17 protein-coding genes are annotated in these 20,715 nt (G+C 73.6%); 12 read left to right on the top strand and 5 right to left on the bottom strand.

Features of this window, described 5'->3' with window-relative positions; all coding sequences use genetic code 11:
* Positions 1-12: 12 nt before the first annotated feature.
* The 3 genes from ACF059_RS23730 to ACF059_RS23720 all read right to left on the bottom strand — a co-directional run bounded on the left by ACF059_RS23730 (position 13) and on the right by ACF059_RS23720 (position 2,935).
* Entirely contained in the window at positions 13-1,287 is a 1,275-nt protein-coding gene (locus ACF059_RS23730) for a coenzyme F420-0:L-glutamate ligase (RefSeq protein WP_392061190.1), read from the bottom strand.
* Between the two features lie 140 nt (positions 1,288-1,427).
* Complete coding sequence (gene cofD, locus ACF059_RS23725) at positions 1,428-2,387, bottom strand: 2-phospho-L-lactate transferase (RefSeq protein ID WP_392060390.1); 960 nt, start codon at positions 2,385-2,387, stop codon at positions 1,428-1,430.
* Between the two features lie 53 nt (positions 2,388-2,440).
* Positions 2,441-2,935 carry a cysteine dioxygenase gene (locus ACF059_RS23720; RefSeq protein WP_392060387.1) on the bottom strand — a complete coding sequence of 165 codons (495 nt, stop codon included), beginning with the start codon at positions 2,933-2,935 and terminating at the stop codon, positions 2,441-2,443.
* Positions 2,936-3,577: 642 nt separating this feature from the next.
* Between ACF059_RS23720 and ACF059_RS23715 the strand changes: the two genes are divergently transcribed.
* The 3 genes from ACF059_RS23715 to ACF059_RS23705 all read left to right on the top strand — a co-directional run bounded on the left by ACF059_RS23715 (position 3,578) and on the right by ACF059_RS23705 (position 9,290).
* Positions 3,578-3,841, top strand: coding sequence for a WhiB family transcriptional regulator (locus ACF059_RS23715; protein ID WP_003983763.1), 264 nt, complete (start codon positions 3,578-3,580; stop codon positions 3,839-3,841).
* A 269-nt stretch (positions 3,842-4,110) separates the two neighbouring features.
* Positions 4,111-7,809: a glycosyltransferase gene (locus ACF059_RS23710; protein WP_392060384.1), complete on the top strand. Its 3,699-nt coding sequence runs from the start codon at positions 4,111-4,113 to the stop codon at positions 7,807-7,809.
* On the top strand, positions 7,806-9,290 hold the full coding sequence (locus ACF059_RS23705) for a DUF5719 family protein (RefSeq protein WP_392060381.1): 1,485 nt from the start codon (positions 7,806-7,808) through the stop codon (positions 9,288-9,290). The genes ACF059_RS23710 and ACF059_RS23705 overlap by 4 nt, the downstream gene beginning before the upstream one ends.
* 144 nt (positions 9,291-9,434) lie before the next feature.
* On the opposite strand, the gene ACF059_RS23700 is transcribed toward ACF059_RS23705, so the two are convergent.
* Entirely contained in the window at positions 9,435-9,911 is a 477-nt protein-coding gene (locus ACF059_RS23700; RefSeq protein ID WP_361953642.1) for a metallopeptidase family protein, read from the bottom strand.
* A 93-nt stretch (positions 9,912-10,004) separates the two neighbouring features.
* On the opposite strand from ACF059_RS23700, the gene ACF059_RS23695 reads away from it, so the two are divergent.
* The 8 genes from ACF059_RS23695 (at position 10,005) to ACF059_RS23660 (ending at position 18,267) form a co-directional block, all read left to right on the top strand.
* On the top strand, positions 10,005-10,379 hold the full coding sequence (locus tag ACF059_RS23695; RefSeq protein ID WP_360901163.1) for a DUF3499 domain-containing protein: 375 nt from the start codon (positions 10,005-10,007) through the stop codon (positions 10,377-10,379).
* A gap of 78 nt (positions 10,380-10,457) precedes the next feature.
* Positions 10,458-11,828, top strand: a complete 1,371-nt coding sequence (locus ACF059_RS23690; protein ID WP_392060378.1) for a phosphomannomutase/phosphoglucomutase — start codon at positions 10,458-10,460, stop codon at positions 11,826-11,828.
* 246 nt (positions 11,829-12,074) lie between these two features.
* Entirely contained in the window at positions 12,075-12,260 is a 186-nt protein-coding gene (locus ACF059_RS23685; RefSeq protein ID WP_030724745.1) for a Trm112 family protein, read from the top strand.
* A 59-nt stretch (positions 12,261-12,319) separates the two neighbouring features.
* Complete coding sequence (locus ACF059_RS23680) at positions 12,320-13,453, top strand: SIS domain-containing protein (RefSeq protein WP_366865516.1); 1,134 nt, start codon at positions 12,320-12,322, stop codon at positions 13,451-13,453.
* A gap of 40 nt (positions 13,454-13,493) precedes the next feature.
* Entirely contained in the window at positions 13,494-14,651 is a 1,158-nt protein-coding gene (manA, locus tag ACF059_RS23675) for a mannose-6-phosphate isomerase, class I (RefSeq protein ID WP_392060374.1), read from the top strand.
* 112 nt (positions 14,652-14,763) lie between these two features.
* Positions 14,764-15,693, top strand: coding sequence for a cation diffusion facilitator family transporter (locus ACF059_RS23670; protein WP_366865514.1), 930 nt, complete (start codon positions 14,764-14,766; stop codon positions 15,691-15,693).
* A 366-nt stretch (positions 15,694-16,059) separates the two neighbouring features.
* Positions 16,060-17,496: an adenosylhomocysteinase gene (ahcY, locus tag ACF059_RS23665; RefSeq protein WP_361954214.1), complete on the top strand. Its 1,437-nt coding sequence runs from the start codon at positions 16,060-16,062 to the stop codon at positions 17,494-17,496.
* A gap of 150 nt (positions 17,497-17,646) precedes the next feature.
* Complete coding sequence (locus tag ACF059_RS23660; protein ID WP_366865513.1) at positions 17,647-18,267, top strand: hypothetical protein; 621 nt, start codon at positions 17,647-17,649, stop codon at positions 18,265-18,267.
* Positions 18,268-18,271: 4 nt separating this feature from the next.
* Here ACF059_RS23660 and ACF059_RS23655 read toward each other — a convergent pair whose 3' ends face one another.
* Positions 18,272-19,228, bottom strand: coding sequence for an RDD family protein (locus ACF059_RS23655; RefSeq protein WP_392060371.1), 957 nt, complete (start codon positions 19,226-19,228; stop codon positions 18,272-18,274).
* Positions 19,229-19,339: 111 nt separating this feature from the next.
* On the opposite strand from ACF059_RS23655, the gene ACF059_RS23650 reads away from it, so the two are divergent.
* Positions 19,340-20,347, top strand: coding sequence for a stage II sporulation protein M (locus ACF059_RS23650; protein ID WP_392060368.1), 1,008 nt, complete (start codon positions 19,340-19,342; stop codon positions 20,345-20,347).
* Positions 20,348-20,715: the final 368 nt, after the last annotated feature.

Below are 20,715 nucleotides of genomic sequence, written 5' to 3'. Positions count from 1 at the left end.
GCCAGCGGGGTCTCAGCGGACCTCGATGAAGTCCTCCGGGTCCCGCCCCGCCCGCTCCGACGGAGCCGACGCGGCGCGTCCCACCGCCACCGCGCCCATCGGGTCCCAGTCCCGCGGCAGCCCCAGCACCTCGCGCACCACGTCCCGGCAGAACATCGTCGAGGACACCCACGCCGAGCCCAGCCGCTCCGCGGCCAGCGCGACCAGCAGGTTCTGCACGCCCGCGCCCATCGCGACCACGAACATCTCCCGCTCCGCCGCGTCCCGGCGGGCGTGCCCGTAGTGGTGCGCGCCGTCCGTCACCAGGCACGGCACCACGAGGTACCGGGCGTTGCGCAGCACGTCCCCGCGCCGCACCCGCTTCGCGATGGACTCCTCGGACTTCCCGTCGGCCCGCAGGTCCGCGATCCAGGCGTCGCGCATCGCGTCCAGCAGCTCCCGCCGGGCCGACGCCGACTCCAGCAGCACGAACCGCCACGGCGTCGTGTGGTGCGGGGCCGGGGCCGTGACGGCCGCCGCCACCGCGCGCCGTACCGCGCCCGGGTCGACCGGGTCGTCGGTGAAGGCCCGTACCGTACGGCGCTGCGTCACGGCCTCCCGTACCGCCTCCGAGGTGCCCAGGCGGAACATGTCGTCGGCCGGGGCCCGGACCAGGTCGCGCGCCGACGAGCCCTCGCCCACCAGGTGCGCCAGCCCGCGCACGACGGCCACCGGCATCCCGGACGCCTTGCCCTTGACCAGGTCGCCCGCCGCGGCCAGCTCGTCGGCGACGGCCACGACCGTCGCGCTCAGCGGGTTGCCGTGCGCGTCGGTGTTCCCGCGCAGGTCGTCCAGGACCCGTACGCCGGCCGCGCCGATCGCGACGTCGGTGAGCCCGGAGCGCCAGGGCCGCCCGAAGGTGTCCGTCACGACCACGCCGACGTCCACCGACAGGACGTCGCGCACCCCGGCGCGCAGGGCCGCGGCCGAGGCGTCCGGGTCCTCGGGCAGCAGCAGCACCGTGCCCGGGGCGGTGTTGGAGGCGTCGACCCCGGCGGCGGCCATCACGAGGCCCTGCCGGTTCTCGACGATCCGCAGCGCACCCCGCCGCGCGACCACCCGTACGGTCTCCGCGTCTATGGCCTCCTCGCGCGAGTCCGCCTCCACGATCCGGCCCTCGGCCTTGGAGACGATCTTCGAGGTGACGAGCAGGACGTCCCCGTCCCGCAGCTCGGGCGCGGCCGCGGTGATCAGCTTCACCAGGTCGTCGCCCGGCCTGACCTCGGGTATCCCCTCCACGGCCCACACCTCGTACGAGGGACCGTGCCCGCGGGGATCCCGCTCGGGCGCTGCCGGTGCCGGTGCCGGTGCCGGCGCCTCTGCCGGTGCCGCCTCGGGTGCCGGTACCGGTGCCGCCGCCGGGGCCGAGGCCGCCGCCGTCGGCGCCGTCACCGGGACGCCTCCGCCAGTTCCAGCGCGGCCCGCGCCATCTGCGCCGTGGCGGCCAGGTCGGTCATCATCAGCGGCACCGCGCGGCAGGCGATCCCGGCGGCCTCCACCTCGGCGACGGCGTCCGCGTCGGCGGTGTCCACCAGCCAGCCGTCGAGCAGCCCGGTCCCGTAGTGCAGGGCGACGGCCGCCGCCGTGGACTCGACGCCCACCGCGGCCAGCACCTTGTCGGCCATGCCGCGCACCGGCGCGCCCCCGACGATGGGGGAGAGGCCCACGACCGGCGCCCCGGCGGCGGCCACTGCCTCCCGGATGCCGGGCACGGCGAGGATCGTCCCCACCGAGACCACCGGGTTGGACGGCGGGAAGAGGATCACGTCGGCGGCGGCGATGGCCTCCAGCACGCCGGGCGCGGGCTTGGCCTGCTCGGCCCCGACGGGTACGACGGCCTCCGCGTCCACTGCGGCGCGCAGCCGGACCCAGTACTCCTGGAAGTGGATGACGCGGCGCTCGCCGGTCCCGGCCTCGGTGATCGCGACGTGGGTCTCGACCCGGTCGTCGGTCATGGGCAGCAGCCGCACCCCGGGCTGCCAGCGGTCGCACAGGGCCTCGGTGACGGCGCTGAGCGGGTAGCCCGCGCCGAGCATCTGCGTACGGACGATGTGGGTGGCGAAGTCGCGGTCGCCGAGGCCGAACCAGGTGGGTCCGACCCCGTACGCCGCGAGCTCCTCCTTGACGGTGAAGGACTCGTCGGCGCGGCCCCAGCCCTGGTCCTCGTTGATGCCCCCGCCGAGGGTGTACATCACCGTGTCCAGATCGGGGCACACCTTGAGCCCGAACAGGTGGATGTCGTCACCGGTGTTGCCGATGACCGTGATGTCCGCGTCGGGCACCGCCGACTTGAGTCCGGACAGGAACCGGGCGCCGCCTATACCGCCGGCCAGAACAACAATGCGCATGCGGACAGTCTGTCAGCCGCGGGCCGGCGTGGAGGGTGCGGCCGGGTCGACGGTCAGGCCGGTACGGACGCCGCTTCGGCCGGGGAGCAGGTGCGCATCGGCATCTCGGTCAGGCCGGGGAAGTAGACGTGCAGGCTGACGGCGCCTTCGAGGGTGTCGTTGACGACCTCGTGGGCGTAGCCCGGGGTGAAGACGCGCTGGGAGCCGGGACGGTGGGCGAGCGGCCCGCGGGCGGTGTGCTCGGTCAGCTCGCCTTCGAGCACGGTCAGGACGCCGGAGGAGGCGCCGTGGTCGTGCAGGCCGCTGCCCTGCCCCGGGACCCAGCTGAGCAGCCAGACCTCGTAGCCGGGGCCGGTGCGCAGCCGGTGGTACCAGCGGGTGGTGGCGTCGTACCGGACGAGGTGCTCCCAGGAGGCGCGGTCCTCGGCGATGGAGCGGGCGAGGCCGACGAACTCGGCGACGGTGGCCGGGTGTTCGCGGGCGGGCTGGAGGAGGTGCTGGACGGCGAGGATGTCGCCGGCGATCTGGAGGTCGCTGTCCTGGTTCATCGGGGTGTTCCTCGACGGGTGTCAGTCACTCAGGGCGGTTGCTGGGGGAGTGGCCGGAGCTCACGGGAGCCGGGACTCCACGGGCATCAACAGCAACAACAGCAACAGCGAACCTGGGCAGCGCACAGGAACCCACGAATGGGGGTCCGGGTGGCGGCTGCGGGCGCTGACATGCGAACAAGGAGAACGGCTCGCAGGCCGGACTGTCAACCCAATGTCCGGTTTGGTGGAAAAGTTTCACCTCATCCGGTTACTGCGCGCGGAGAAAGGTTTGTGCAGGCCGAGCCGGGGCACATGGCGCTCCACCAGGGTCGGACCGCATGTGATCTAAACCAGGACCGCCATCTCGTAACCGGAATGTGATCTGCGCCGCTTCTCCGGCGGAATCGCAACCCCGTCCGAAAGTGGCGCGTCGATTGCTGGTGAGGCGGGCATCTCGCGACGCCCGTTGCATGTGTCACGATTTTTGGCGATATGAACACTTTCTGCTTACGCTTGGTTCCGCAGAGTGAATAAGGCGCCCAATAGCAGACCTCGGCTTGACTGCGCCGGAGCCACGCACTTGTAATTTCACTCGTGTCGTTACGTAGCGATCAGTGACGACATGACCACGGGGACGCACAGACAGAGCGAGGGGCGCACATGACCGAGCTGTTTCAGGAACTGCTGGTCGAGGAGGCGGACGAGGAGCTCGGATGGCAGGAGCGCGCACTGTGCGCCCAGACCGACCCCGAATCCTTCTTTCCCGAGAAGGGCGGCTCCACCCGCGAGGCCAAGAAGGTCTGCCTCGCCTGCGAAGTCCGCTCCGAATGCCTTGAGTACGCCCTCGCCAACGACGAGCGATTCGGCATCTGGGGCGGTCTGTCCGAGCGCGAGCGCCGCCGCCTGAAAAAGGCAGCGGTCTGAGCCGGCCGAAGCTCCACCGGCCGCGTAACCACCGCACACCGCACGACATACCGAGCCGCACGGCACGTACCCACAGAGCACCGCACACGGTCCGCCTCCTGCACCTTCCCCGCAGGAGGCGGACCGCTGTCTTGCCAGCCGTTAGGGTGGGGCGCTGTCCAGCAGCCTCCGGGGGAACACCACCCCCGGACCCTCCCCCCGACCGCTCCCCCGGCCCCGCCGGGAGGGGCTCCCAGGGGGACTCCCCAGGCCGGAGGGCCAGTAGCGCGATGTCCCTGCACAGCCAGTCGACGGCCTCCCACCAGGCCCCCGCCACACCACAGTTCCCCCGGCACGTCGTCACCGCGGTCCTCGTCGCCCACGACGGCGCCCGCTGGCTGCCCCGGACACTCGCCGGCCTCCTCGGCCAGGAACGCCCCGCGCAGAACCACATCGCCGCCGACACCGGCAGCGCCGACGAATCGGCGCGCCTGCTCACCGAGGCCCTCGGCGACGACCGCGTCCTGCACCTCGCCCGCCGCACCGGATTCGGTACGGCCGTCGAGGAATGCAGCCGCGCCGCGGGCACCCTCACCCCCGAGGACCTCCCGTACCTCAAGCGCCCCAGCGGCTGGGACCCCGTCAGCCGCACCTGGCGCGACGACGCCTACGACCTCCCCGACCTCCCGCACGGCGAGCCCGTGCAGTGGCTCTGGCTGCTCCACGACGACAGCGCCCCCGAGCCCGACGCCCTCGCCGAACTGCTCCGCGTCGCCGAGGAGAACCCCGACGCCGCCGTCATCGGGCCCAAACTGCGCGGCTGGTACGACAAGAAGCAGCTCCTCGAAGCCGGCGTCACCATCGCCCGCAGCGGCCGCCGCTGGACCGGCCTCGACCGCCGCGAACAGGACCAGGGCCAGCACGACCAGATCCGCCCCGTCCTGTCCGTCTCCACCGCCGGCATGCTGGTGCGCCGCGACGTCTACGAGGACCTCGGCGGCTTCGACCGGCGCCTGCCCCTGATGCGCGACGACGTCGACCTGTGCTGGCGCGCCCAGAGCGCCGGCCACACCGTCCTCGTCGCCCCCGACGCCGTCCTGCGCCACGCCGAGGCCTCCGCCCGCGAACGCCGCACCGTCGACTGCGCCGGACGCACCAGCGCCAGCCCGCACCGCGTGGACAAGGCCGGCGCCGTCTACACGATCCTCGCCAACAGCTCCGGCCGCGCCCTGCCCTACGTCCTGCTGCGCGTCCTGCTCGGCACCGTGCTGCGCACCCTCGCCTACCTCGTCGGCAAGGCCCCCGGCCAGGCCGTGGACGAGCTCACCGGCCTGCTCGCCACCCTGCTGCGCCCCGGCCGCATCCTCGCCGCCCGCAAGGCCCGGCGCCGCCCCGCCGTCCCCGCCGCCGAACTGCGCCCCCTGTTCCCCCCGCCCGGCGCCTCCCTGCGGGCCAACGCGGAACAGCTCGCGGGCTACTTCGGCGACGCCCGCGACACCGACGCCGCCCCCGCGGGCCGCCACGGCGGCGGCAGCATCCTCAACGCCCCCGGTGAAGACGGCGACCACCAGGAAATCGAGCGCTTCGCCCGGCTCAAGCGGATCGCCGCCAATCCCGCGCCCCTCCTCTTCGCCGTCCTCCTGCTGGTCTCCCTCGCCGCCTGCCGCAGCCTCATCGGCGGCGGCTCCCTCATGGGCGGCGCCCTGCTGCCCGCACCCGACGGCGGCCCCGACCTGTGGCGCGCCTACACCGACGGCTGGCAGCCCGTCGGCACCGGCTCCACCGCCGCCGCACCCCCCTACCTCGCCGTCCTCGGCGCCTTCGCCACCCTGCTGTTCGGCTCCACCCAGGCCGCCCTGACCCTGCTCCTCGTCGGGTCCGTCCCGCTCGCCGGCCTCACCGCGTACTTCGCCTCCCGGCCGCTCGTCACCTCCCGGCTCCTGCGCGCCTGGGGCGCCGTCGCCTACGCCTTCCTGCCCGCCGTGACCGGCGCCCTCGCCGGCGGCCGCCTCGGCACCGCCGTCCTCGCCGTCGTCCTGCCGCTCATCGCCCGCTCCGCCGTCGCCGCCTTCGCCCTCGGCGAGAGCGAGACGGGCCCGGGCAAGCGGGGCGGCTGGCGCGCGGTGTGGACGTACACGCTCCTGCTGACCCTGACCACCGCCTTCACGCCCGTCCTCTGGCCGCTCGCCGCCGCCCTCGGCGCCGCCGCGCTGTTCCTGCGACGCGCGCAGTGGAAGGCGTACGGGGCGCGGCTGCTCGCCACCCTCGCCGTCCCGCTCCTCGTGCTCGCCCCCTGGTCGCTCGGCCTCCTCACGCACCCGGGCCGCTTCCTGCACGAGGCCGGACTGCCCTACGGGACCGGCTCCGCGGGCGCCCTCGACCTGCTCGCCCTGAGCCCCGGCGGCCCCGGCACCGCCGCCGGACTCCTGCTCATCGGCGTCGTCCTGGCCGCCCTGGCCGCACTGCTGCGCACCGACCGCCGGTTCGCCGTCCGCACCGCCTGGGCCGTCGCCCTGGCCGCCCTGCTCCTCGCCGTGGTCCTCAACCGGACCGGCTGGGCCGGACCCGCCACCCTCGTCTACGGCCTCGCCCTCCTCGCCGCCGCCGCGGTCGGCGCGGAAGGCGCCAAGGACCGGGTCGCCGCCCGCAGCTTCGGCTGGCGTCAGCCGCTCGCCGCGCTCATCGCCCTGGCCGCCGCCGCGGGCCCGCTGCTCGCCGCGGCCGCCTGGCTGGTCGCCGGCGCCGACGGCCCGCTGGAGCGCCGCGACCCGGTGCAGGTCCCGGCCTTCGTCGCCGACGCGGGCGGGGACGACAACCAGACCCGCACCCTGATCCTCGACCTGGACGGCCCCGCCACCGTCTCCTACAGCCTCGTCCGCGGCTCCGGCGGCCGCCTCGGCGACGCCGAGATCGCCGCCCGCACGGGCGGCGACCCCCGCCTCGACAAGGTCGTCTCCAACCTCGTCGCCGGCTCCGGCGCCGACCAGTCCAGCCAGCTCAGCGCCTACGCCGTCCGCTTCGTGATGTTCCGCCCCGGCGGCCCCGAGGAGATCCGGCGGGTCCTCGACGCCACCCCGGGCCTGAGCCGGCGCCACCAGCAGGACGGCACCGCGCTGTGGGGCGTCGAGCCCTGGCTGCCACGGGCCGTCGTCGTCTCCGGCAAGCAGGGCGAGGCCCCCATCCCGGTCGCCGCCGGCCCCGTCGAGGCCCACGGCAAGGTCCCCGCAGGTGAGGCGGGCCGCGTCCTGCGCCTCGCCGACCGGGCCGACGAGGGCTGGCAGGCCACCCTCGACGGCAAGCCCCTCAAGCCCAAGACCGTGGACGGCTGGGCGCAGGGCTTCGAACTGCCCGCCGACGGCGGCCGCCTCGACCTCGTCCACGAGGACCCGCTCCTGCTCACCGCCTGGCACTGGGCCCAGGGCCTGCTCGCCCTGGTCCTGCTGGTGATGGCCCTGCCCGGCCGCCGCGCCCGGCTCGACGACGACCTGCCCGAGGAGGAGGCCGTCCTGCCCTCCCAGCCCGGCCCGGGCGAGGCCGGCGAGGGCCGCCGCGCCCGCCGCCTGCGCGCCGAGGCCGCCCCCGCACCGGCGGAGGCCGCGGCGGCCGCCGACCCGTACGCGCAGATCCCGGCGCAGCCGGTGTACGGGGAGGAGGCGTACGCCTACCAGGCCTACGGCGAGCAGGACGGCTACGCGTACGAACAGCAGCAGCCGGGCCGGCCCGAACAGCCCGCGCAGCCCGGCCCGTACGAGCAGTACGAGCCGTACGAGCAGTACCCGGCGTACGACGAGCAGGGCGGGCACGCCCAGCACGGCCAGGATCAGCACGGCCAGGACCAGCAGGGCCACGGCCAGCACGGCCAGCAGGCCTACGAGGCCCCGTACCCGTACCCGGACCAGCAGCAGTACCCCTACCCGTACGAGCCCTACGACCCGTACGACCCCCACGCACCGCACGACCCGCGTCCCGACGGGAGCCCCCAGCAGTGAAGCAGCGCGCACCCCTGACGCTGGCCGCCGTGACCGCGGCGCTGGCCGCCCTCACCGGCGTCGCCGCCCTCACCGCGCCCGCCGCCGACGGCGAGGCGGCCGACGGCAAGGCGGCGGCCGGCGCCCGGATGCCCGTCGAGCGGTCCCTGCTCGTGTGCCCGGGACCCAGCTCCTCGGACATCGCGGAGACCACCTACACGGCCTTCACCCCCGGCGCCCCCGCCGGAGAGGGCAAGGGCTCGGCCCGGCTGCTCGGCGCCACCAAGGACGCCAAGCCCGTCCTGGAGCCCAAGGAGCCCGGCAAGCCCGTCGGAGCCACCGCCAGCGGCGCCGACGCCCCCGCGCTCACCGGCAGCGCGGACGGGGTCCTCGCCCCCGGCTGGACGGCCCAGCTGACCACCAAGGTCTCGGTCGGCCGGGCCCGCGGCCTGCTCGGCGTCGGCTGCACCGCGCCCGGCACCGACTTCTGGTTCCCGGCCGTCAGCACGGCCAAGGGCCGCGAGGACTACGTCCACCTGACCAACCCCGACGACGCCGCGGCCGTCGTCGACATCAAGCTCTACGGCCCCGACGGCATCGCCAAGCCCGACGCGAACGCCGGCGAGGGCATCAGGGTCGACCCCCGGTCCACCAAGACCGTGCTGCTCTCCTCCCTCCTCCCCGCGACCCAGCTCGCGGACGCCACCGCCCACGTCACGACCCGCGCGGGCCGCGTCGGAGCCTCGGTGCAGGCCGGCGAGGAGGGCGTGGGAGCCGACTGGCTGCCCGCCTCCACGGACCCGGCGGGCTCCCTGGTGCTCCCGGGCATCCCGGCCGACGCCGCCTCCGTACGGCTCGTCGTCTTCGTCCCCGGCGAGGAGGACGCGGACCTCAAGCTGCGCCTCGCCGGACCGGGCGGCGCGATCAGCCCGGCGGGCAACGAACAGCTGCACGTCAAGGCCGGTATGACGGCGAGCGTCGACCTCAAGGACGTGACCCGCGGCGAGCCCGGCTCGCTGCTGCTGACCCCGACGGACCCCAAGAAGGCCGCCCCGGTGGTCGCGGCGGTGCGGGTGGTCCGCGGCAGCGGCGCCAAGCAGGAGCTGGGCTTCGTCCCGGCCACCGGGCCCGTCGGCGTACGGGCGACCGTGGCCGACAACCGGCCCGAGGAGAACACCACCCTGCTGTCGCTGACGGCCCCGGGCGCGGACGCGAAGGTCAAGGTGACGGCGTCGCCGGGCACCGGCGGAGGCGAGCCGGCCAGCCAGGAGGTCACCGTCAAGGCGGGCACCACGCAGACGCTGACCCTGGCCCCGGCAGGCGGCAAGGGCTCCTACGCCCTCACCGTCGAGACCCTCTCGGGCGGCCCGGTGCACGCGGCCCGCACCCTGACCCTCCCCCACGAGGGCATCACGATGTTCACGGTGCAGGGCTTCTCGGACGACCGCTCGACCGTCGCGGTCCCCAAGGCCGTCGAGGACCTCTCGGTCCTGACCAGGTGATCGGCGCGGCCGCACACAACAGCCCCTCCGGCGTTTGAGAAGCGGGGTTCGGGGCGGAGCCCCGAATCCCTCAGCCTCGCCGGCGACCGAGGCGCGGGGGCTCGGGGGCAGCGCCCCGCGACGGCGCCGTCACCAGGCCTCCGCTCAGTCCTGCCCGTACCGCGGATCCACGGTCTCCGGCGACAGCCCCAGCAGCTCCGCCACCTGCTCCACCACGATCTCGTGGACCAGCATCGCCTTCTCGTCCCGCGTCTTGGTACGGATCTCCACCGGCCGCCGGAACACCACGATCCGGGCGGGCCGCCCGTCGCGGGACTCCGACACCGCGCCCAGCGGCACCGCCTCGTCGTTCCAGCCGCCGTCCGGTCCGCCGGGCGGCGGCGGCACGTCCCCGACCAGGAACTCCACCTCGGCGAGCTGCGGCCAGCGCCGCTCCAGCCGCTCCACGGAATCCCGTACGAGGTCCCCGAACAGCTCCGCCCGGCTCGCGGCGAGGGGCACCTGCGGAGGCGCCACCGGACCGCGCATCCCGCGCCCGTGCCGGTCCCGACGACGCGGACGCGGCTCGGCGGGGGCCCCGGCGGGGGGCTCGGCGGGACGCGGAGGAAGGGGGCTGTCCATCACCCCCGCAGGGTAGCCCCGACCACGACACGGGGGAGTGAGGGGCGGTGGAGTCGTCGCGGCCCGGTCAAGAGTGCGGTACCGTCCAACGTCGTGAGCCTTGTACGTCGCTGTTCGCGCACCGCGTGCGGCCGCCCTGCCGTCGCGACACTGACGTACGTCTACGCCGATTCGACCGCAGTTCTCGGCCCGCTCGCCACCTACGCCGAACCACACTGCTACGACCTGTGCGCCGAGCACTCGGAGCGCCTGACCGCCCCCCGGGGTTGGGACGTCGTGCGCCTGTCCGACGGCTCCGGGCCGCCGCGCCCCAGCGGCGACGACCTCGAAGCCCTCGCCAACGCCGTCCGCGAAGCCGCCCGCCCGCCCGGCCGCGCCGCCGAGGCCGGGAGATCCGGCCAAGGTGGCCCCGCCACCGGCGAAACGCGGCGCGGACACCTGCGCGTCCTGAGATCGCCGGATTCCTGACGCCTCGATCGTCCGAAAAGCCCCTCCGGGTTCAGGGTAGGTTTGCGGAATCGCACGGAACCCTCAGGAGGGCAGGCAGTGGCCGCAGATCTTTCGAACATCGTCAAGGCGTACGACGTGCGCGGCGTCGTACCGGACGAGTGGGACGAGCCCCTGGCGGAGCTGTTCGGTGCCGCGTTCGTCGAGGTCACGGACGCTTCGGCGATCGTCATCGGCCACGACATGCGTCCCTCCTCGCCGGGCCTGTCCGCCGCCTTCGCGCGCGGCGCGGCGGCCCGCGGCGTGGACGTCACGCTGATCGGGCTGTGCTCCACCGACCAGCTGTACTACGCCTCCGGGTCCCTGGACCTGCCCGGCGCCATGTTCACGGCCTCGCACAACCCGGCCCAGTACAACGGCATCAAGCTCTGCCGCGCCGGCGCCGCCCCCGTCGGCCAGGACACCGGCCTCGGACAGATCCGCGCGCTGGTGGAGAAGTGGTCGGACGACGGCGCGCCCGCCGTCCCCGCCGGCACCGTCCCGGGCACGATCACCGAGCAGGACACCCTGACCGGCTACGCGGCCCACCTGCGCGGCCTGGTCGACCTGTCGGCGATCCGCCCGCTCAAGGTCGTCGTCGACGCGGGCAACGGCATGGGCGGCCACACCGTCCCCACGGTCTTCGACGGCCTCCCGCTGGAGCTCGTCCCGATGTACTTCGAGCTGGACGGCACGTTCCCGAACCACGAGGCGAACCCGCTGGACCCGAAGAACATCGTGGACCTCCAGGCCCGCGTGCTGGCCGAGGGCGCCGACCTCGGCATCGCCTTCGACGGCGACGCGGACCGCTGCTTCATCGTCGACGAGCGCGGCGAGGGCGTCTCCCCGTCCGCGATCACGGCCCTGGTCGCGGCCCGCGAACTGGCCCGCAACGGCGGCGCCGGCACGGTGATCCACAACCTGATCACCTCCTGGTCGGTGCCCGAGGTCGTCCGCGAGCACGGCGGCACGCCCGTGCGCACCCGCGTGGGCCACTCCTTCATCAAGGAGGAGATGGCCAAGACCGGCGCGATCTTCGGCGGCGAGCACTCGGCGCACTACTACTTCAAGGACTTCTGGAACGCGGACACGGGCATGCTCGCCGCGCTCCACGTCCTGGCGGCCCTGGGCGGCCAGGACGGCCCGCTGTCGGCCCTGGTGGCCTCCTACGACCGCTACGAGGGCTCCGGGGAGATCAACTCCACTGTCGCCGACCAGGCGGGCCGCCTGGCCGCCGTCAAGGAGACCTACGGCGCCCGCGAGGGCGTGACCCTGGACGAGCTCGACGGCCTGACCGTCACGGGCCCGGACTGGTGGTTCAACGTCCGCGCCTCCAACACCGAGCCCCTCCTCCGCCTGAACGTCGAAGCCCGCGACGCGAAAACCCTCACGGAAATCCGCGACGAGGCCCTGTCCCTCATCCGCGCCTGACCAACCCAGCCACGCCCCCGCCCCCACTTCCAGCCCCGCCGGGCCGTTCCAGCCCCGCCGGCGTTTGAGGCGCGGGGGCCGGGGCAGAGCCCCGGCACCCGCGCCACCCCGGCCAGGGAAGCGACCGAGCCCGACCCCGCCCGGGCACAAACCCCCCGCCACGCCCCGGCACGGAAACGGCAGACCGCAACGGAGTTGACTCGGCGGTACGCTAACCACGCCATCCGCATCCCGAAGGGAACCGCCATGCCGCTCGAAGCCGGACTCCTGCAGATCCTCGCGTGCCCCGCCTGCCACTCGCCCCTCCAGGACAAGTCGGCGGACGAGACGGCCCCCGAGCTGATCTGCACCGGCCAGGACTGCGGCCTCGCGTACCCGGTACGTGACGGCATCCCCGTGCTCCTCGTGGACGAGGCCCGCCGCCCCGCCTGAGCCACCGCACGCCACGAGACGCGCAGACTGGTTCCGTCACCCAACAGCCGGAGGCCGCCATGCTCGACGAGTCGCTCCTCGACGCCCCTGACGATCTCGCCCGCATCGACCGCCGGGGCCTGCTCCGCGGTGCGGCCGAGGCCGGGGCCCGGGTCCGTACCGCGGCCCGGCACTCCACCGAGGCGGGCCTCGCCGACCTGCGCCCCGACGGCCGGCCGCGCGCCGTCCTGATCGCCGGGCCCGGCACCGCCGCCACCGGCGTCGCCGACCTGCTGGGCGCCCTCGCCGGCGCCTCCGCGCCCGTCATCCGGCTCGACCCCACCGGCGTCGCCCACGCCGCCGGCGCGCTGCGCTGGGCCCTGCCCGGCTGGGCCGGCCCCGTCGACCTGCTGCTCATCGCCACCACCGACGGCACCGAGCCCGGTCTCGGCGTCCTCGCCGAGCAGGCCTACCGGCGCGGCTGCACCGTCGTCGCCGTCGCCCCCGAGCGCTCACCCCTGAGCGAGGCGGTGGACGGCGCGCACGGACTCCTCGTACCGATGGCCAAGGCTCCGTACCAGGAGTACGACGAATCCGCCGCGGCCGGACCCGGAGCCCTCTGGGCCCTGCTGACGCCGCTCCTGCTGCTCCTGGACAAGGTCGGCCTGATCACGGCCGCGCCCGACACCCTGCAGCTCGTCGCCGACCGGCTCGACCGCACCGCCGAGCGCTGCGGGCCCGCCATCGCCACCTACTCCAACCCGGCGAAGACCCTCGCCGCCGAGCTCGCCGACTCCCTCCCGCTCATCTGGAGCGAGGGCACCGGCGCCGCACCGGCCGGCCGCCGCTTCGCCGCCACCCTCGCCGAGCTCGCCGGGCGCCCCGCGCTGTCCGCCGTACTCCCCGAGGCGCTGCCCGCCCACGGCGTCCTGCTCTCCGGCGCCTTCGCCGCCGGAGCCGACCCCGAGGACTTCTTCCGCGACCGGGTCGACGAACCCCAGGCCCTGCGCGCCCGCGTCGTCCTGCTGCGTGACCGGCCCACCGGAGGCCTCACCGCCGCCCCCGCCGCGCGCGAGCTCGCCCTCAGCCACGACACGGCCATCAGCGAGCTCGAACCGGAGGAGGGCGTGGAGCTGGAGCAGCTCGCCGAACTCCTCGCCGTCACGGACTTCGCCACCGCCTACCTGGCGCTGGCCTCCGGGGGACACAGCTGAGGCGGACGCACGCTGCCCGGCTCTATCCAGGAAGACGACGATGGACCGCCTGACCAACACGATCCGCCCCTACGCCTGGGGTTCCACCACGGCGCTCCCCACCCTGCTCGGTGTCGAACCCACCGGTGAGCCCCAGGCCGAGCTGTGGATGGGAGCCCACCCGAGCGCCCCTTCCCGCCTCGACCGAGGTACCGGTGAGAGGGCGCTCTCCGAGGTCATCGCCGCCGACCCCGAACGGGAGTTGGGCGCCGCGACCGTCGCCCGGTTCGGCCCCGGGCTGCCCTTCCTCCTCAAGATCCTCGCCGCGGGCGCCCCCCTCTCCCTCCAGGTCCACCCCGATCTCGCCCAGGCCAAGGCGGGGTTCGAGGACGAGGAGCGCCGCGGCGTCCCGATCGACGCGGGCCACCGCAACTACAAGGACCCCAACCACAAGCCCGAAATGCTCTGCGCCCTCACCCCGTTCGAGGGGCTGTGCGGCTTCCGCCCGCCGCAGCAGGCCGCCGAGCTGATCGAAGGCCTCGGCGTCGACTCGCTCAAGCCCTACGCGGACCTGCTGCGGGCCCACCCCGAAGACGCCGCGCTGCGCGAGGTGCTGACCGCCGTACTGACCGCGGACCGCACCGAGATGGCCCACTCGGTGACCGAGGCCGCGGCCGCCGCCGACCGCCTCGGCGGCCCGTACGTCCCGTACGCCTCCCTGGTCCACCACCACCCGGGCGACCCGGGAGTGATCGCGGCCATGCTCCTGAACCACTTCCGACTCCAGCCAGGCGAGGCCGTGTTCCTCGGCGCGGGCGTCCCGCACGCCTACATCGACGGCCTCGGCGTCGAACTGCTCGCCAACTCCGACAACGTGCTGCGCGCCGGGCTGACCCCCAAACACGTGGACGTGCCCGAGCTGCTGAAGATCACCAACTTCGAGTCGGGGGACCCGCACGTGCTGCGCCCGGAGGGCGACGGCGAGGAGGTCTACGAGACCCCCATCGACGAATTCCGGCTCTCCCGCTTCCTCCTGGCACCCGGCGGCGCCCCCCGCGTCCTGCCGCAGGGCACCCCGCAGATCCTGCTCTGCACGGAAGGTTCGCCCCGCGCGGACGAACTGACCCTGAAGCCGGGCGAGTCGGTCTTCGTACCGGCGCACGAAAGGGTCGAACTGTCCGGAACGGGCACCGTCTACCGCGCCACCGTCGTCGTCTGACGCCGCGCCTGCCCGTCGCCTGCCCGCGCGCGCCCGCGCACTGCGGTGAACTTCCGCAGCTGCAACAATGTGCGGCCGGGACGTCAGCGGCTAGGAAGGACACTCAGCACCCATGAGCGCGTCGGGCGGTACCAGGGCGATCGTGGCGGCACTCGCCGCCAACCTCGCCATCGCTGTGGCCAAATTCGTGGCATTCCTCTTCAGCGGCTCCTCGTCGATGCTCGCGGAAAGCGTCCACTCGCTGGCCGACTCCGGGAACCAGGGGCTGCTGCTCCTCGGCGGGAAGAAGGCCCAGCGCGAGGCCACGCCGCAGCACCCCTTCGGTTACGGGCGCGAGCGCTACATCTACGCCTTCCTCGTCTCCATCGTGCTGTTCTCCGTCGGTGGCATGTTCGCCATCTACGAGGGCTACGAGAAGATCAAGCACCCGCACGCGATCGAGGCCTGGTACTGGCCGGTCGGCGTGCTGGTCTTCGCGATCATCGCCGAGTCCTTCTCCTTCCGGACGGCCATCAAGGAGTCGAACGAGACCCGGGGCAAGCAGTCCTGGAAGGACTTCATCCGCACCGCCAAGGCCCCCGAGCTGCCCGTCGTCCTGCTGGAGGACCTCGGCGCGCTCGTCGGCCTGGTGCTGGCCCTCGCGGGCGTCGGCATCGCCCTCATCACCGACAACGGGGTCTGGGACGGCATCGGCACCCTGTGCATCGGCGTCCTGCTCATCGTGATCGCGATCATCCTGGCCGGGGAGACCAAGTCCCTGCTGCTCGGCGAGGCGGCCGGGACCGCCGAGGTCGAGAAGATCAAGGCGGCCGTCGTCGACGGCGAGACCGTCACCGGCCTGATCCACATGCGCACCCTGCACCTGGGCCCGGAGGAACTGCTGGTCGCCGCCAAGATCGCCGTCCAGCACGACGACACCGCGGCCGAGGTGGCCCGCGCCATCAACGAGGCCGAGGCCCGGATCCGCGCGGCCGTCCCGATCGCCCGCGTGATCTACCTGGAGCCCGACATCTACCAGCCGGCGGCCGCGGACACCCGCTGAGACGGACATCCGCCGGGACGGCCACACGCGAAGGCCCCGCGACTCGACCGAGCCGCGGGGCCTTCGCGCACCCGCACCGCACCCGCACCGCACCCGCACCGCACCCGCACCCGCGCCCGGACGCGCGTCCGGCCGGCCGGATCTCCCGCGGAACGGCCGGGATTGCCCGTCCGGCTGGGGCAGGCTCCGCCGATCGGTGTAGATTCGTGGTCAGTGTCAGGCGTCGCTGCTGATGGCGGGTCGGGCGGTCCTTGCGACCGGCCGAGGGGAGAGAGGACCCCCGACGGACTGTGCTCGGTGTCCCGTCCCCAGGACGGCGCACGGACCAGCCGTACCCACCCTCTCGAACCATGAGGAGCAGCACCCATGGACTTCAAGGTCGCAGACCTCTCCCTTGCCGCGTTCGGCCGTAAGGAGATCACCCTGGCCGAGCACGAGATGCCGGGTCTAATGTCGATCCGCGCCGAGTACGCGGCGGCGCAGCCCCTGGCCGGCGCCCGCATCACCGGCTCGCTGCACATGACCGTGCAGACGGCCGTCCTCATCGAGACCCTCGTCGCCCTCGGCGCCGACGTCCGCTGGGCCTCCTGCAACATCTTCTCCACGCAGGACCACGCGGCCGCCGCCATCGCGGTCGGCCCGAACGGCACCCCGGAGAACCCGCAGGGCGTCCCCGTCTTCGCCTGGAAGGGCGAGACGCTGGAGGAGTACTGGTGGTGCACGGAGCAGGCGCTGACCTGGCCGAACACCCCCACCGGCGGCCCGAACATGATCCTCGACGACGGTGGTGACGCCACCCTCCTCGTCCACAAGGGCGTCGAGTTCGAGAAGGCCGGCGCGGCCCCGGACCCGTCCACGGCGGACTCCGAGGAGTACGCGTACATCCTCACCCTGCTCAACCGCACCCTCGGCGAGAACCCGCAGAAGTGGACGCAGCTCGCGTCCGAGATCCGCGGCGTCACCGAGGAGACCACCACCGGTGTGCACCGCCTCTACGAGATGATGCAGTCCGGCGACCTGCTCTTCCCGGCGATCAACGTGAACGACGCCGTCACCAAGTCGAAGTTCGACAACAAGTACGGCTGCCGCCACTCCCTGATCGACGGCATCAACCGCGCCACCGACGTCCTCATCGGCGGCAAGGTCGCGGTCGTCTGCGGCTACGGCGACGTCGGCAAGGGCTGCGCCGAGTCCCTCCGCGGCCAGGGCGCGCGCGTCATCGTCACCGAGATCGACCCGATCTGCGCCCTCCAGGCGGCCATGGACGGCTACCAGGTGGCGACCCTGGACGACGTCGTCGAGACGGCCGACATCTTCATCACGACCACCGGCAACAAGGACATCATCATGGCCTCCGACATGGCCAAGATGAAGCACCAGGCCATCGTGGGCAACATCGGCCACTTCGACAACGAGATCGACATGGCCGGCCTGGCCAAGGTCGAGGGCATCGTCAAGGACGAGGTCAAGCCCCAGGTCCACACCTGGAAGTTCCCCGACGGCAAGGTCCTGATCGTCCTCTCCGAGGGCCGTCTGCTGAACCTCGGCAACGCGACCGGTCACCCGTCCTTCGTCATGTCGAACTCCTTCGCGGACCAGACCCTGGCCCAGATCGAGCTCTTCACGAAGCCCGAGGAGTACCCGACCGACGTCTACGTGCTGCCCAAGCACCTCGACGAGAAGGTCGCGCGCCTCCACCTCGACGCCCTCGGCGTCAAGCTCACCACCCTGCGCCCGGAGCAGGCCGACTACATCGGCGTCAAGGTCGAGGGCCCGTACAAGCCGGACCACTACCGCTACTGATCCGGCCGACGGCACACCAGCCGTAGCAGAATGTGAAGCAGGCCCCCGGCACGTGTGCCGGGGGCCTGCCCCGTACGCCGGGCGCCGCAGCCCGGCTCCCGCCCTGGCCCCAGCCTCGCCCCAGCCCTCGATCCCAAGAAGTGTGCGCACATGCCCCGCGGCCGCTACTCGCTCCACGACCCGCACGACCACACCCCGCTCGGCGAGGAGCACTTCCACTGCGCCCCCGGCCCCTCCGGCTGGCGCTACGTCTCCCAGCTCACCGGCCCGGGCGGCGACCACCGCGGTTCCGTCGACCTCGCGATCGACGCGCTCGGCCGCCCCATCCGCCTGGAGGTCAACGCCGCGAGCTGGCAGGTCCGCGGCGCGGCCATCGACGGCGTCACCTGGGTCCGTACCGATCCCACCGGCACCGAGGCCACCGAGGGCAACATCGCCGCCCCCGGCTTCACCGGCACCTCCCCGGCCTTCCTCGTCGCCACGTCCCGCCTGCTGCGCCTGACCCCCGGCGCCCCCGCCACTCGCGTCCGCCTCCTCGCCCTCACGGACCCGGTCCTGGCCCCGCGTACGGTCGACCAGGCCTGGGCGCTGGTGGCCCGCGCTGAGCACGCCACGGACAGCGGCCCGCTGGTGGTGGACGAGTACCAGGTCAGCGCCCTGGACACGGGCGAGGTCCATACGGTCCACATCGCCGGGGACGTGGTCCTCTCGGCCCCCGGCATCGAACTGGAACACCTGGAGACCCCGCCCTCCGCCTTCGAGGAGCAGTGACCCCTCAGGCCGGCGGCGCGAACCCGCCGGCGCGCGGAGCCTCGGCGGGCGGTACGGGCGCGGGCGCGACGGGCGCGGGCGGCGCGGCGTAGGCCCCGGGGACCGGCGCCTGGCCCGCCCCGGGCATCGCTCCCGGCACCGGTACCGGCCCCGGCACTGGCACCGGCCCGGGAACCGGCCCCGGCCCGGGGCCCGTCGACGGCGCCGGAGCGGCAGGCCGGAAGGCCCGGGCGGCGTCGCGCGACTGCCGTTCGTGCACCACGGCCATCAGGAACGCGGCGGCCGGTACGCCCACCGGCGGCGGCGCCCCCGTACGCAGCACCAGATCGTCCGCGAGCCGCGCCGCCATCGCGGCACCCACCTGCGGGTCCAGCTGGTTCATCCGCGTGAGGTACTGCCGTATCGCCAGCCACAGCCCGTCCGGCACCGCCGACAGATCCAGCCCCGTGAACCTCCCGGCCAGCCACGGCGGCGGCGGGGGCACCGGCATCACCCGGGCGCCCGGCACCCGCTCGCGGACCACCAGCGTCCCCGCGAACACGTCCCCGAGCCGCCGCCCGCGCGCCGACACCAGCGAGGCGATGCACGCCACCGACCCGAAGGTCATCAGCAGCTCCACGACCCCCATGGCCCCGCGCACCAGCGCGTGCCGGAACCGGATCGGGCCGCCGTCGTCCCGCACCACCCGCAGCCCGCAGGCCAGCTTCCCCAGCGAACGCCCGTGGGACAGCGTCTCCACCGCGATCGGCACGCCCACCAGCAACAGCAGGAAGCTCGCCACCGCCACGGCGGCCTGCGCGGCGTCGTCGAGCGAGGCCGTCGCCACGGTCAGCCCGATCGAGACGAGCACGTACCCGGTGACGTACACCGCCAGGTCCAGGACGATCGCCAGCGCGCGGCTCGGCAGCCTCGCGGGCCGCAGCCCCAGGACGACGGCGTCCCCCGTCACCAGATCGCTCACCACAGCACCTCTCATGTGACCTGCCCCCGCCCTTACGGCAACCAGTCTGCCAAGCTGACCACACGAGGAATAGGCAGTAGCAGGGGACCTGGGCAGGGGAGCGGCAACCGGATGGATCTCGACGTCTTCGTGACGGCACATCGCGCGGAATGGGACCGCCTGGAGCAACTCCTGGGCCGCGGCCGCAGGCTCACGGGCGCGGAGGCCGACGAACTCGTCGCGCTCTACCAGCGCACCTCCACCCACCTGTCCCTGATCCAGTCCAGCGCCCCCGACCCGATGCTCACCGGCCGGCTGACCCAGCTGGTCGCCCGCGCCCGCGCCACGGTGACGGGCACCCGCCGCGCCGGCTGGCGCGACGCCGCGCTCTTCTTCACCGCGGGCTTCCCGGCCGCCGTCTACCGCAGCCGCCGCTGGTGGATACCGACCGCGCTGCTCTCCACGGCGCTCGGCGTGCTCATCGGCTGGTGGATAGCCACGCACCCCGAGGTCCAGGGGGCGATCGCCGCCCCGGAGGACCTGAAGGCGCTCACGCAGCCGGGCGGCCAGTACGAGACGTACTACTCCAGCCACCCGGCGGGCTCCTTCGCCGCCCAGGTGTGGACGAACAACGCCCAGGCCGCGGCGATCTGCCTGGTCCTAGGCGCCTTCCTCGGCCTGCCCGTGCTGTGGATCCTCTTCCTGAACATGGCCAACCTGGGCGTCGGTCTCGGCCTGATGGCCGCCGCGGGCCGCCTCGACGTCTTCCTCGGCCTGATCCTCCCGCACGGCCTGCTCGAACTGACGGCGGTGTTCGTCGCCGCCGGCACGGGCCTGCGCCTGGGCTGGACGGTCATCGACCCGGGCCCCCGCACCCGCCGGACGGCCCTCGCCGAACAGGGCCGCGCCGCGCTGGGCATGGCCATCGGCCTGGCCGTGGTCCTGTTCGTGTCGGGCCTGATCGAGGGCTTCGTGACCCCGTCGGGCCTGCCCACCTGGGCGCGCATCACCATCGGCGTCGTGGCCGAGGCGGCCTTCCTGCTGTACGTCTACGTCCTGGGCGGCCGGGCGTCGCGCGCGGGCGAGGTGGGCGACGTCGAGGCCGCCGACCAGACGGCTTCCCTGCCGACCGCGGCCTGATGTGCGTACGGGGCGGGTGAGCTGCTAGTCTCCTCGTCGTCCCGGAACGACTGTTGACACCGTCGCGTCGGGGAGGTAGATTCAAACGGTTGCCTCGAACTGGACAAGTTCGGCAGCGATGGTTTAAACTCTCTCTCGCCCCATACGGATCGCATTCCGCGGGGTACATCCGATTCATCATTCAGGAATTCGAACCGGGAAATCCGGTGGAAAACCTCTGATAGAGTCGGGACCGCCGGAAAGGGAAACGCGAAAGCGGGAACCTGGAAAGCGCCGAGGAAATCGGACACGAAAGAGTCTGATAGAGTCGGAAACGCAAGAACAGAACGAAAGCCCGGAGGAAAGCCCGAGAGGGTGAGTACAAAGGA

It is taken from the genome of Streptomyces sp. NPDC016562 (genome assembly GCF_043076955.1).
In the GTDB taxonomy this organism is placed as follows: Bacteria; Actinomycetota; Actinomycetes; order Streptomycetales; family Streptomycetaceae; genus Streptomyces.
Note: the sequence above shows the minus strand (reverse complement) of the source record. Positions and strands in the feature narration are given on the sequence as shown.

Bases quoted from the DNA above. Each gene is read 5' to 3' on its own strand.
- ACF059_RS23710 (WP_392060384.1), top strand. From the start codon at position 4,111: ATGTCCCTGCACAGCCAGTCGACGGCCTCCCACCAGGCCCCCGCCACA.
- ACF059_RS23660 (WP_366865513.1), top strand. From the start codon at position 17,647: ATGCCCCGCGGCCGCTACTCGCTCCACGACCCGCACGACCACACCCCG.
- ACF059_RS23685 (WP_030724745.1), top strand. From the start codon at position 12,075: ATGCCGCTCGAAGCCGGACTCCTGCAGATCCTCGCGTGCCCCGCCTGC.
- ahcY (WP_361954214.1), top strand. From the start codon at position 16,060: ATGGACTTCAAGGTCGCAGACCTCTCCCTTGCCGCGTTCGGCCGTAAG.
- manA (WP_392060374.1), top strand. From the start codon at position 13,494: ATGGACCGCCTGACCAACACGATCCGCCCCTACGCCTGGGGTTCCACC.
- ACF059_RS23715 (WP_003983763.1), top strand. From the start codon at position 3,578: ATGACCGAGCTGTTTCAGGAACTGCTGGTCGAGGAGGCGGACGAGGAG.
- ACF059_RS23650 (WP_392060368.1), top strand. From the start codon at position 19,340: ATGGATCTCGACGTCTTCGTGACGGCACATCGCGCGGAATGGGACCGC.
- ACF059_RS23700 (WP_361953642.1), bottom strand. From the start codon at position 9,911: ATGGACAGCCCCCTTCCTCCGCGTCCCGCCGAGCCCCCCGCCGGGGCC.
- cofD (WP_392060390.1), bottom strand. From the start codon at position 2,387: ATGCGCATTGTTGTTCTGGCCGGCGGTATAGGCGGCGCCCGGTTCCTG.
- ACF059_RS23720 (WP_392060387.1), bottom strand. From the start codon at position 2,935: ATGAACCAGGACAGCGACCTCCAGATCGCCGGCGACATCCTCGCCGTC.
- ACF059_RS23670 (WP_366865514.1), top strand. From the start codon at position 14,764: ATGAGCGCGTCGGGCGGTACCAGGGCGATCGTGGCGGCACTCGCCGCC.
- ACF059_RS23680 (WP_366865516.1), top strand. From the start codon at position 12,320: ATGCTCGACGAGTCGCTCCTCGACGCCCCTGACGATCTCGCCCGCATC.